General features: G+C 38.8%; 10 protein-coding genes. 1 reads left to right on the top strand and 9 read right to left on the bottom strand.

Annotation, left to right across the window (positions count from 1 at the left end):
* Positions 1-32 precede the first annotated feature (32 nt).
* The 8 genes from PSE60_RS07045 to PSE60_RS07080 all read right to left on the bottom strand — a co-directional run bounded on the left by PSE60_RS07045 (position 33) and on the right by PSE60_RS07080 (position 12,636).
* Entirely contained in the window at positions 33-3,041 is a 3,009-nt protein-coding gene (locus tag PSE60_RS07045; protein WP_272664960.1) for a TonB-dependent receptor domain-containing protein, read from the bottom strand.
* 18 nt (positions 3,042-3,059) lie between these two features.
* Complete coding sequence (locus tag PSE60_RS07050; protein WP_272664961.1) at positions 3,060-4,472, bottom strand: surface lipoprotein assembly modifier; 1,413 nt, start codon at positions 4,470-4,472, stop codon at positions 3,060-3,062.
* 87 nt (positions 4,473-4,559) lie between these two features.
* Positions 4,560-5,303 carry a Slam-dependent surface lipoprotein gene (locus PSE60_RS07055; RefSeq protein ID WP_272664962.1) on the bottom strand — a complete coding sequence of 248 codons (744 nt, stop codon included), beginning with the start codon at positions 5,301-5,303 and terminating at the stop codon, positions 4,560-4,562.
* 441 nt (positions 5,304-5,744) lie between these two features.
* Positions 5,745-6,866: a ribonuclease D gene (rnd, locus tag PSE60_RS07060; RefSeq protein WP_272664963.1), complete on the bottom strand. Its 1,122-nt coding sequence runs from the start codon at positions 6,864-6,866 to the stop codon at positions 5,745-5,747.
* Between the two features lie 84 nt (positions 6,867-6,950).
* Positions 6,951-8,639 (bottom strand): long-chain-fatty-acid--CoA ligase FadD, encoded by a 1,689-nt coding sequence (gene fadD, locus PSE60_RS07065; protein WP_210839219.1) that lies wholly within the window; start codon positions 8,637-8,639, stop codon positions 6,951-6,953.
* 430 nt (positions 8,640-9,069) lie between these two features.
* Complete coding sequence (locus PSE60_RS07070) at positions 9,070-9,672, bottom strand: Slp family lipoprotein (protein ID WP_210839221.1); 603 nt, start codon at positions 9,670-9,672, stop codon at positions 9,070-9,072.
* A 245-nt stretch (positions 9,673-9,917) separates the two neighbouring features.
* Positions 9,918-10,616 carry a tRNA (adenosine(37)-N6)-threonylcarbamoyltransferase complex dimerization subunit type 1 TsaB gene (gene tsaB, locus PSE60_RS07075; protein ID WP_272664964.1) on the bottom strand — a complete coding sequence of 233 codons (699 nt, stop codon included), beginning with the start codon at positions 10,614-10,616 and terminating at the stop codon, positions 9,918-9,920.
* Positions 10,617-10,710: 94 nt separating this feature from the next.
* Entirely contained in the window at positions 10,711-12,636 is a 1,926-nt protein-coding gene (locus PSE60_RS07080) for an ATP-dependent DNA helicase (RefSeq protein WP_272664965.1), read from the bottom strand.
* Between the two features lie 149 nt (positions 12,637-12,785).
* Here PSE60_RS07080 and PSE60_RS07085 point away from each other — a divergent pair, with 149 nt between their 5' ends.
* Positions 12,786-13,133, top strand: a complete 348-nt coding sequence (locus tag PSE60_RS07085) for a RidA family protein (protein WP_004254978.1) — start codon at positions 12,786-12,788, stop codon at positions 13,131-13,133.
* A gap of 116 nt (positions 13,134-13,249) precedes the next feature.
* Here the strand turns inward: PSE60_RS07085 and mdtI are convergent, their stop codons facing one another.
* On the bottom strand, positions 13,250-13,582 hold the full coding sequence (gene mdtI, locus PSE60_RS07090) for a multidrug/spermidine efflux SMR transporter subunit MdtI (protein WP_112307026.1): 333 nt from the start codon (positions 13,580-13,582) through the stop codon (positions 13,250-13,252).

Genomic DNA, 13,582 nt, shown 5'->3' on the forward strand with positions numbered 1-13,582 from the left:
AACATAACTACATCAACGAAGGGGAATTCCTTTTAGAAGCGACTTGTTACATTGAAGCGTATAGTTCTACCCGGTGCCGGCATCATACTGCGGGTTAGAGGATCAATATAATATTCATCAAATAAATTCGTGGCTAATAATTCAAACGATAGGTCTTTATTAAACTGGTAATTAACATAAGCATCAGCAGTAAAAACCGCATTCCAGCTCATTGGGCTATTATTTAATGGTGCATATGAGAATGGATATTTATCTATCATTTCTGCCTCATCCTCATTTTTTGCTTTACTGTGATAACGCATACGGCTACCCACTTCCAAGCTTTCATCTAAGAAGCGTAGACCTAGGTTGGCATGAATACTGTATTTGGGTTGCAATTGAGTACGTAAATAGCCATTGGGGAACCCTGCTGTTGTACACTCTGAGCCCCCAAACTTGTTATAGGGGTCCATCACCATCAATGAGACTTCATCACAAACTTCATTTTTTAAGCGGTAATCTACCCCTAAGTCACCAAATACCCAGCCATTATCATAACGTGCCAATAGCTCCAAACCAGCCGTATTATGTTTATCAACCTGCGTAAAGACTAACCTGTCGTTCCTATCAAAGGCATTTGTGACTACGGTGTTGTAGTAATTTATACGTAAGTCAGCATGATTTTCTGCCGCAACCAGTTCTTGGAAATTACGCACATATCCCAGTTCTATCGTATGGCTGCGTTCTGGCAAATAAACCGGTGGTGTGTAATTCGGCTCTCTTCCCCCCGAAAAACCAATAGTGTCTTCAAAGATACTAGGCATTCTAACGGTTTCTAAATAACGCCCAAATATTCGGTCGTTCTCTGTTAAATAAATTGTTGCCCCTAATGCCGGAGCCCAAGCTGATTCTTCATTTCTTTTCGGCGCTTTAAATTTTTGGTCATCTGTATAGAACACTTCATCTGATCCATAAGTATTACTATGCCCCAATCGATGTTTTTTGGCTTTTAAGCCAGTTACAGGGTCTATTGCTTCTTCTTTTAAATCAACTTCCCCATTATAGAATGGGTTATTTTTGCGTATAAATCGGTTATTTTCATCGACCTTCCATTTCACTATATGGTCCATTTCTGTGATTCTAAATTCTAAATTTTTCCTATTGCGTTGATTAAAGCCTGTATATCCTAAAGCATTCTTTTTCATTTTTAGCGCTTTCTCGATAAAAATTCGCCTTTCATAAGATCTTTCTACTGTATCTTTAAATGTCTTCCCTTTATCATCAACATACTGCTGTATTGTTTGGTATTCTTCTGCACTTAATAAACGGGATAACCTATAGTTTCGAGCGGTTATATGGCTATAGGGCGCATAATTTACATCTTTGGCCGCAATGCGTCTCTCTTTTAATAAATCCCTTGACCAGTAACTAATATATTGCGCCCCTGCATTCAGGCTTAACCAATCAGTTGGCTGCCAATCAAACCGAACAGTACCATTATATTCCCGACGCTTACCTTCTCTTGGGATAGCACGGAACATGTTCCCCTTGGGGCTAGAATCCGAATTAAAAATATCTTCACGGCTACCAATGGTTTCATCAATTAAGCTTCCCATTAAAGTCACTTTAAATTCAGGTGTAATTTGAAATTTATTGGATAATGAGACACCATAGCGATCGTTAAGTTGGTTTAATTTAATGCCATCAACTAAGGTGCCATTGATAGCAGGGTTTTTACCCACACCATTATCTCGGTTGAGTTCATAATTCCAATCCCTTTCTAATGGTTCCCTTGGTTGCCCCCCTGCGGTATTTGAATTTAAATCGGTCTTTGTTAACCAATAACCTAAGCGAAAATCAATCCAACCAATGGACTCGGGTTTGAACGAGTAATTGGCATAAAACGTATTTAAGGCTAAGTTAGCCAAAGGCCATTGCGGAATTTTCCCCTCAAGATCATAGTAACGAATTTGTGATGGCATGATTTCGCCATAATGACTCACTGTACGCATATAACCCAGAGATAAATCTTGCGCATTCGGTAACATCAAATTTAATTTAGTCAACAACGTCGACATTTCATTCGAGGTATTCGCCACCTCTGTATTTGGCCCGTAAATTCTAGCTACAAAGGGTATATAGGGGTCTATCGCCTTATTCGGGTTATTAGGGTCATAGGTAATGATATCATCATAAAATTTATCCGCCCCACGGCGCCCTGCAAAATAGTTGCCTTGGTTGCGGTAGCTGTATGCCAACATCAAATCAAACTTTTCTTGCCGTGTCCCAATGGCAATGCGCGCTGCGTTATCTTTCAGATTAAAGAATTTGGCGTTACCTTTACTACGAGCATCAACCAGCATTTCGTGATCTTGAAAATAAATTCCACGAAACTTCTGGATCTCTAATGAACTCATTAGGCGCTTATCATCACGGTAATCGATACCGTGGTTTAAATGGTTAATCCGCGGCTTTGTAGAGTTACTCGATGTTTCTAATTTAATATCAAAACCAAACTTGCCGTATTTATCCACAACGTCATCAATGCCTAGCGTTGTTATGGCAACTCCACCGCCTGTCGATGTACGCACATTGCGGTCTAGCGTTGCGCTTTTCATTACTTTAATACTGCTAATCATATTCGGGTCGATATAATTGCGGTTATTCGCCCCGTTATAGCCACGCCACACAGTGATAGCCTGTTCTGTGCCATCCACAGTCACCGGAACACGCCCTTGCCCCTGTATCCCTCGTACATTGGGGTCTATCGCCCCGCTATTACGGGCATCACCACTATATACCCCTACTGCATGGTTAATGGTGTCTGCGGGGTTAGTGCCTTTATAACGATCAATTTCTTCTTTACTGATATAAATATTTGATTCATCTTTATCATATTGGTCGTCCGCCCCTTTTCTATCACGCTCTTTGATAGTGGTCGCTTTATCATTTACCACAATAGAGCCGATGTTTTCGCTTTGTTGGGCGTAGACTAAACTTGCAATACTGCTAATAGATAACCCTGTCACGATATTAATGGCTATCACTGTTTTGATTTTCATTATCTGTTCCGGTGAAAATTAAAATTTCTTGGTGAAATTGACACCGACTTCACTTTGCTTAAAAGAATAAATAATATCTGCCGTGCTCTTATTCACTTGGCTATTAAAATAAATAGAAGGTGTAAAAGTTAATATCTTATTTTTATCAAATGTTAATTGACTATTAAAATAGCCATTGTGATCTTTTCTTTTTACATTTAAATACACATCAAACTGTTCAAAATTTGTTTGCTTGTAACCTACCACAACAAGTAAATCACACAGTTCGGTGACCTTTAAAAAACCAACTCTAATCCCATACTGTGAGTAACTATCACTATTGCGTTGTTTTTCCCGATTGACTCCATGTATTCCACCAAAAGCGACTAACTGAGAATCAACTAAATAGGTTCCAAACAATGAATAAATCCATTTATCACCATCATTAAAACTATACCCATGAGGATACGTTTTATTTTTATATTCAAAATCACCTAAAATAGTTACTCGATGATTTAACGTATATTCGGTCGCTATTTTCCCTCCTAAGCTCAAATTATAATATTGGTTATCATGCCATTTAGTTTCAAATATGGGCAATATGCCGATTTTTGTATTCGCATTCTCAAATTGATACCCCCCGCTAACAAATATATTTATTTTTCTAGCCGTGACTGTTTTCATCGGTTCTAACCCAAACGCACCGAATGATAATAGCCCTGAATGGTTACCAACGAGAGGAAACCGCTTTGTTGATTTAATATAATAATGCCATTTTCCACCTGCGATAGACTGATTGCTGCTATTCATACATTTACTACGAAAACAGTACATTTCATGGCTATTTGATGCTTCATTTAAATTAAAATCATAACTTGAACCTAGCTTAACCATTCCTTGCCAGCGATTTTTATTCTCTAAATCTATTATTTGATTTTCAATATATTCAGATAACTTACTTGATATTCCCCCGCTATGTTTTGTTTTTATATTCTGATATATCGATAATGCTGCCTCATAATGTTTAACATAAGTTAGTGCTCGTGCAAGTTTTAACTCAACCAAAAACATATTAGGCTTGTGAATTAAAATTTCATTATATAACCTAATTGCCAAATCATATTCATCATTTAAAATCGCCTTTTCAGAGTAAATATATTTAACCAATTCTTTATCATGGTCTTTATGGCTAACGTAGTTATCAATAATTTTATTTATTGCGTCAAAATTCCTCTTCTGAATTAAATCATAAAGAATAAAGCCAAGTTCGTCGATGTTTTTTTTACTATATTTTACATTATTTATTTCTGATTGATGTTTTTTGTTACTATAACCATTTAGAATATTAGTTACCTCCATTTTTAAATATTGAACGGCCTGTATTGAATGTATAGGTAAAAGTAATAATAAAATTACATATATTAACTTTGTTTTTTTATTAAAAATAGACATGTTAAGGCTACCATTTTAATAATACAAATAAAAAAGTAGACAAGTTTTCTTTTGCCTACTTTTTTTATCCAATTATATTTTCAGTAATTATTCGTCTTTCTGCCCACCAAATGCCGTGTCTAACTCACGATTGTTATCATAAGAAAGAATACCGGCCACTTGTTCTGCATTATTACCAAATAGTTGTCCCATGCTGTTACCATAATGTGTTTCATTGGCAATAGCAGTACCACTAAATTTACCATCCTCTTCAATGTTCCCCGCCATGGAGTGGCTATTCGTTCCTTCTAATGCACCTGTATATGATTTATCCGCAAAATTTGCATTAAACCAACCCGTCTGTTTTGCTTCACCAGCGAACTGGTTAATACCCGCTATAGAATAAGTCGCTTGGCCACTGGTTGGGACTTCTGTTGTTGCATTTGCACCGGAGAAATAAACCGTGTGCATTGCATCATCGGCTAAGCCAGTTTGTGACCAATCACCGAAATATACCTCGGCATCTGCAACTTGACTAAATTGGAACTTTCCCATGCCACCGTGCGGGCTACCGCCACTTTCCAAAACATACACGTTGTCTGGCTTTTGTGTTACCATATATTTTAAGCCAGAAAATGATATGGTTTTGCCTTCCTTCATAAAGCGAGAACCAATTCCCGGTGCACCGATACTCCCCCCGTGTGGCCCCATGGTTGATTGAGTTTTATCGACAATAATATTTGTTTGATTATATCCATAATCTAAGCTTTGCTTTGATACCGTTTCTGCCATAACACCAACAGAAAATATAGAGAAAGATACAGCAACTGTAATTAATGATAATTTCTTCATTTTCGCGTCCTTTTCAATAGAAGTTTTAATTAGGTAGTTTTTTAAAAAGATACATTAAATAAAAGTTTATACTTTCCTTTAATGTTCGAGATTGAGTATATGCAAATGATTTTTATTTACAAATGAGAGGAATATAATTCAATTTTTTATTATTGGAAAACATGAAAAAATAACCTTTTATTTTTTAAATGGTTAATTAAAAACCCTATAATATCTAATTTTATTTATTAGGGTTTTCATTAAGAATTAATTTTATTTTTAAGAGTAATTACAATTATTGATTTAACGCAGAATAAATATATTAATTAATAAATAAAACGTATGTTTTTATAATTTTATTAATAAATAATAAATATAAATGAAATACAGGTGGAGAAAGTAGGCTAGGTTAGGTTATTTAAATTAGGTACAAGAAGTACTCTTCTTGTACCTAATAATACGCTATATGCTTGCTAAGAGCTTTGCTATGGGCTCAGCGAGTAACCGCCCTCGCCAACCAGCCAATAGCTCAGGAGGTGTAACCGAAGACTTTAACCCCCAATGAATCGATAGTAATTGGTTAATTTGCCGTCTAGAGGCCAATAATTCTGCATTAAATTTTTCGTTTTCAGCAATATCTTTAACCAGCGCTTTAATTTCTTTAAATACGCTTTTGTACTGGCTCTGTTCAGTAATATTCGCCACCGGTGTTGGGTATTGGCTTTCATCAAGTTGTTTTGCTTGTTCGACAATCGCTAATAAACGCTTACCATGGCAACGAATTTCTTGCCCCGTTAAACCAAGTGCATCAAGTTCACCAAGAGAGCCTGGTAAATAGCGGGCTACTTTCCACAGGTGCTCTTCTTTCACCACAAAATTGACCGCCATATCACGTGCTTTAGCTTGGTTTAAACGCCATTGTGCTAATAACTGTAGGCAAGCGAGCTGTTCATCACGTAGTTGCCACGCATTATGGATATTCATGTAGGCTTTTTCTGGCTTTAGTGTTTTTTGCCGACGAGCGACAACACGTTGGCACTCATCTTTTACATCTTCCAAATAGCCTGCTTCAGTCACTTTTCCCATTAAAATTTCAGCTAATGGTAGCAAATACAGTACATCCGCCGCTGCATAATCACATTGTTTTTCGCTTAGCGGACGCGCGAGCCAGTCTGTCCGTGATTCACTTTTGTCTAGCTCAATACCTAAATGTTCAGCAACCAATGACGCGAAACCACAAGAAATTGGGTAACCTAAAAATGCAGCCACAACTTGTGTGTCGACCATTGGCTCAGGTACACAATCGAAATCATGCATAAACACTTCGAGGTCTTCACTCCCCGCATGTAAAAATTTCAGTTGTTCAGGGTTAGTTAAAAGCGTTTTGAATGGGCTAAAATCCGTCATTAATAATGGGTCAATTAACGAAACTTGCTTTCCATCATATAGCTGTAGCAAACCTAGTTGTGGGTAATATGTTCGGGTACGAACAAACTCGGTATCCAAAGCGAGCCATGGTGCATTACTAGCCTCTTGGCATACTTGGGCTAATTCACTATCTGTAGTTACTAAACGATAATTCAAAACAAGTTTCTCTTTTTTATTTTCATCACAATGACGCCGGTTAAAACCGGCGTCATCTATTCTTTGTTTAAGACTAAACCACAATCATACTGGTGATTTTTCTCTTTGCAATTTTTCTTCATCACGTAGGTCTTTACGCAAAATTTTACCCACATTAGATTTTGGTAATTCATCACGAAATTCAAATATCTTAGGTACTTTATACGCGGTTAATGAACGACGGCAAAAGGTTTTTAGCTCATCCCCCGTTAAATTCGCATTTTTCGTTACAACAAAAACTTTAACCGCTTCTCCTGTACTTTCACTTGGTACGCCAATTGCGGCACATTCTATAACGTCTGGATGTGCAGAAATAACATCTTCAATTTCATTTGGATAGACGTTAAAACCTGAAACGATGATCATATCTTTTTTACGATCAACAATACGAATATAACCTTCGCTATCTATTTCTGCGATATCCCCCGTCGCTAACCAACCATCCACTATCGTGTCCGCGGTGGAATCAGGCCGGTTCCAATACCCTTTCATGACTTGTGGACCTTTTACCCACATTTCGCCAGGCTCACCAATAGCGACTTCATTGCCATCGTCATCAAGGAATTTAACATCTGTTGACGGAACAGGTAAACCAATGCTTCCACTATAACTGGTTAAATTATAAGGATTACCCGTTACTAGTGGTGCACATTCTGTTAACCCATACCCTTCGAGCAAATGTTTCCCAGTCAGCTTCTGCCATTTTTCTGCAACGGCTTTTTGAACAGGCATTCCGCCTCCAACTGAAAGACGTAAACGTGAAAAATCTAATTTTTTGAACTCTTCATTATGCAGCCACGCATTAAATAACGTGTTAACACCGGTGATTGACGTAACGGGATAACGTCCTAGTTGTTTTACGGTATCAGGTACATCTCTAGGGTTGGTAATCAATAAGTTAACTCCCCCTACTGTAATAAACAATAAGCAGTTAACCGTCAAAGCGAAAACGTGATACAGCGGTAAAGCAGTGACAACAAATTCAGCCCCAAATTTCAGTACAGGCCCGTAAGCCGCTCTTGCTTGCTCAATATTTGCTAACATGTTGCGATGAGTTAACATCGCCCCTTTAGCAACACCGGTTGTTCCACCCGTGTATTGCAAAAAGGCCAAGTCATCACCGGTAATGTTAGGTTTAATATACTGCATACGATAGCCATAATGCATAGCACGGCGAAAGGAAATAGCATCTGGTAAATGATATTTAGGAACTAAGCGTTTGACATACTTAACTACAAAATCAACAATCGTGGCTTTAGGACGTGAAAGTTGGTCACCCATCCGCGTTAAAATGACGTGTTTCACTTTGGTATTGAAAACAATTTTTTCCAGCGTATGCGCAAAATTCGATACAATCACAATCGCTGTTGCACCGCTATCATTCAATTGATGCTCTAATTCTCTTGGGGTATAGAGTGGATTAACATTTACTACAACCATTCCTGCTCGTAATACCCCAAACAAAGCAATCGGATATTGTAATAGGTTTGGCATCATTAATGCGACACGATCCCCTTTTTTAAGGCCAAGTCCATTTTGTAAGTAGGCAGCAAAAGCGCGACTTCTCTCTTCAAGCTTCCGATAAGTCATCACCGCCCCCATGTTAATGAAAGCAGGTTGGTCGGCAAATTGAGAAACCGCATTTTCAAGTAACTCTGCTAGAGAAGCGAAGTTATCAGGATTGATTTCTTCCGGCACATCAGCAGGGTAATTTTTTAGCCAGATTTTTTCCAAAATGTTACTCCTGAATTTAGTGAAGTTATTATACTCAACATCTCTTTTAACAAATTATTAACTCAGCGTACCAGTTTGAAAAACAGACAATGTCAAGGTTGAGAGGTCTATCACTAAATAAATTTTGTTCCTTCAAGAAAAAACAAGGCGGACTAAGCCGCCTTGTTTATCTTAAATTAGTTAAACAGATATAAATCCGTACAAGATTGCGCAATTATACATGATGTTACGTTGTTTTTGGAGAGCTTATCTAGTCACTTAAGAAGGGATTTAACCTATTACGTTAACTAAAGTCATTTTTATTGGAACTAAATTTTAGTTAATGTTTTTATTACGTACTTTCATCTGTTAGCACATATTTAGATAATTTATCTATACCAACAAAAAAGCCCTACTATAAGCAGGGCTTTCAAATAAAGAAAAATAATCATTATTCTGTTAGATACGTTTGTACGGGGACTGGGCCTCCAGGATAACCGTATCCATAACCATAGCCCCATGGGTGGTTATAAAAATACGGGTCGCCATAATAACCATACCCCCACGGACCAGACGGCGGAAGCATGACACTTTGAGCGACATTCCAGCGTTGGAAACCTGTCACATCTAACGTGACATACTTATAAGGAACTTGCCCTACTTTCCCTTGTTTCTCCCCAGTGATTTTCCCCACCACAGTGATATAACGGTTAGTAAAATCACTTGGTTCACGAAAACCATTTAGGTATGCATAAATACGCCCAATAGAAGGGGCATTGAGTTCTGGCGCGGCATCATATTTATTTAATGCCATCACCGCAATTTCTAACCGTGTTCTTACAGCTTCATTTTCAACTGCAAGGACTTTCCCTCCAAAACGTGCTTCCTGACCAATATACATTTCAGGGGCATTTTGTACGGAAATTAAGTTATCTGTTGGGTTTTGTACCGAACCTTGAATTGAAGCGGGTATCGAAACACACCCTGTCAGTGCTAATACGCTTGCAACAAAAAGGCTTTTAAGTGCATTACGGTAGTTTAATTCAATGTTCATAGACCACCTCCGATTAGCGATATTATAAATTCAGGTAATACAGTTTTAAATAGCATTTAGCAAACAAAACACGATATGTTAAAAGCAGCCATAAAAATTTCATTACACCCTAATAATATCCTAAATTATTGAATGATTCGATTTGTATTTTTATTATTCAATATTTGATTTATTTTCTGTTTATTATAAAAAATTGGCTATACCACAGGGTATAGCCAATGCAAAATCAATTAATTTCCTACGTACTATTCACGACCAGGCAATTTTTTCCATGTAACTTCATTACGTAGGTAAGTAGGTTCGACGTTTTCAACGGCAACCACTTTTCCCTGTTGCCATAATTGAGCAGCAATGGGTAACATATCTTGCGCATCAGGCAGCGTAATATGACTGCCAGCCAATGAGGTTGAGTCATTCAGCAATGAAGGATACGCTTCCCATCCAGTACCTGCATAACCCCAAAGCCCTGAGAGCCCAGTAAATTTATTTTTAAAATCATCGGGAAGTAGAACAGCTTCGGTTTCTTCACCTAACCAGAGGCCTTCGGATGTTCGCTGATATTGGGCACAATAGATTTCTGACATCCGTGCATCAATAGCCACTAGCACTTGCTCATGCTCCGAAATACGAAAAGCGCCTTCGGCAAGAGTCATCAAAGAGGACACGCCAATCATGGGTAAATTGGCCCCTAATGCTAACCCTTGTGCGATACCAACACCAATACGAACCCCCGTAAAGCTGCCTGGGCCACGCCCGAAAGCCAATGCATCTAGCTGGTTCAACCCCATTCCTGCTTCTGCAAGAACTTCCTCTACCATGGGTAAAATTTTTTGTGTGTGCTCGCGAGGAGAAATCGCAAAACGTGAAATAATATCACCCTCACACCAAAGTGCGACTGAACAGGCTTCTGTTGCTGTATCAACAGCAAGAATACGACTCGACATGCCTAAACTCCGGCAAATAAATAGATTTTGATTAAAAGATGCCGTTTATATTAGCACAAACGGCTGTAGGAATAGCAGAAAAACAAGCTAAGATTTACCTTGTTCTATTGGCTTCTTGCCTTTTATCTTCAAGAAATGCAATTGCTTTTTGTATACTTCTTGTTCGTGGTGATGGCGGAAGGCTGCGTAAAAAAACTTCACCATAAGGACGCGTTACTAAACGGTTATCACAAATAACGATAACCCCATAATCACTGGTATCGCGAATTAACCGCCCGACACCTTGTTTTAAAGTAATCACTGCATCTGGTAATTGAACATCAGAAAAAGGATCTCCGCCTCGTAATTCACAATCCTCGATACGCGCTCTTAATAACGGATCATCCGGAGCAGTAAATGGAAGTTTGTCGATAATCACACAAGTCAGTTCATCACCTCGCACATCAACCCCTTCCCAAAAACTACTGGTAGCAACTAACACGGCATTCCCTGCTGAGATGAATTGGGATAACAGTTTATTTTTACTGCTTTCCCCTTGCATTAAGACGGGTAATGTCAATGACGATTTAAACTCTTCTGCCAATTCACGCATCATGAGATGCGATGTACATAAAAAGAAACAGCGCCCCTGATTTTTTTCAATCATAGGCCGTAGCATTGTTGCCAATTTTTGCGCTAGACCTCGTTGATTGAGTTCAGGTAAAAAACGCGGAACACATAATAAGGTTTGGCTTTGGTAATCAAATGGACTGGCTAATAGTAACGTTTTTGCTGTGACTAAACCTAAACGGTCAGTGAAGTGACTTAATTTTTCATTTACCGACAAAGTTGCTGATGTGAAGACCCAACTGGCTGGCGTATTTGCAATCATTTCACTGAATTTATCTGCAACCGTTAAGGGGGTAAGCGCCAATAGAAAATGACGACCATAACTTTCAAACCAATAACTGTAACCCGCTATCGTCACATCTTTTAAACGATTCAAACGATTTCGGTAAATAGTGACGCGCTCAAAAATAGAATCTAGGCTCTGTGATCGGCCTAAAGTGGTTTTGATCACTTCGTAACAAAGTTCAAGAGAATCATCAAGTAATGTCAATGCTCTTTGCACTTCAGGGCGTTTTAGTAAATCACGTAAATTGCCACGAAAGCTGTTTTCCCCCAAATTGAGCCGGAAATCCAGTGTACTTTGAGTGAGCCTATCCGCACTTTTTTGCAGTTGCACTTGGTCTTTTAACTCAGTTCGATAGGTCATAATCATATCGCGAGCAAGATCAAGCAGTTGACGACTGCTAAGCTGCTGACCAAAATATTGGCTGGCGATATCCGGAATTTGGTGTGCTTCATCAAAAATCATAACTTCAGCTTGGGGAATTAGCTCACCAAAACCTGTGTCTTTCACGACTCTATCAGCCATAAATAAATGGTGATTTACAACAACAATATCCGCTTCTAAGGCTTTACGTCGCGCTTTTAAGACAAAACAGTCTTGGTAACGTGGGCAGTCGCTACCGAGACAATTATCATTGGTACTCGTCACTAACGGCCAAACTGGGCTGTCTTCAGCGATATCATGGCAGGTACTCGTATCACCTAACTCAGATTCGATTGACCAACTGCGTAGCCTCACTACTGCTGACAATATTTCAGGTTCAAGGCTACCACCACCGAGGGACTGTTGGCCTAATCGCTCTAAGCATAAATAATTTGATCGCCCCTTTAACAAGGCTGTACGCCCAGTGTAATTCATGGCATCAATAATTGTCGGCAAATCCCGGTGATACAGTTGATCTTGTAAGGCTTTTGACCCCGTTGAAACAATGACTTTTTTTCCACTACGCAATGCAGGAACTAAATAAGCATAAGTTTTCCCTGTTCCAGTACCTGCTTCCGCCACCAGCACATGCTGTTGCTCAATCGACTCAGTGACTGCGTTCGACATTGTAACTTGTGCTTCTCGAGGCTGAAAACCGGGAATTGTTCTGGCTAAAAAGCCATCCGCAGAAAAATCGTCGTGCACTACAAGACCTATTTATTAGTAATAATGAGGGCACACTTTACCATGAGTTTATTAACCCTGCTGAGGTAATTATTGTCCTCTTGAACAACTGATTTTCATCCAGCCAACAAACTGTTATTCTTGAGCCACATGTATAATAAGGAATAATTATGACTATCAAACGTATTGACCCGGATAATCGTTGGTCTGAAGCTGTTATTCACAATAATGTAATTTACTACACCAGTGTGCCTGAAAACCTTGACGCTGATATTGTTGCTCAAACAGCAAACACGCTCGCGGCAATTGATGTGATGCTTGAACGTGTTGGTTCAGACAAAAGTAAAATTCTTGATGCCACCATTTTTCTTGCTGATAAAGCCGATTTTGCTGGTATGAACCAGGCATGGGATGCTTGGGTTGTTGCAGGAAGTGCGCCTGTCCGTTGTACTGTCCAAGCATTGTTGATGAAGCCTGAATATAAAGTTGAAATTAAGATTGTTGCAGCAATTGATTGATTAGACAGCTTTTGCTTTGATTAAAATGGACGCCAATGATGAGCGCCCATTTTATTTTGAACCGTTATATTTTGAGAATCTAGCCAACAACGTGACAGTGCAAAATATGACGAGCATTATGACATCTTAATAAGCACCATTCCCAGCAACAGTAACACAATTCCCCCCCAACCTTTATAATTTAGCCGTTGATTGAAAAGAATCCAACCTGCTGCTACTGTCGCGATAATACCGAATGCTCCCCATAACGCATAAGCAATTGAAAGCTCGATTCCTTTTACCGCTTGCGCTAATGCACTGAAGGCTCCGAGTACCGCAATTAGGGAGAGAATACCTATCCAATACCGTTTAAATCCATTCGACATTTTTAATAAAATGTTGGCTGCGATTTCTAATATTACTGCTAGGACCAAAAACGCAGCATGCCACCATTCAAAATGACTCGCCAT

Origin of the sequence: Providencia sp. PROV174, assembly GCF_028480685.1 — a bacterium.
GTDB lineage: Bacteria > Pseudomonadota > Gammaproteobacteria > Enterobacterales > Enterobacteriaceae > Providencia > Providencia rettgeri.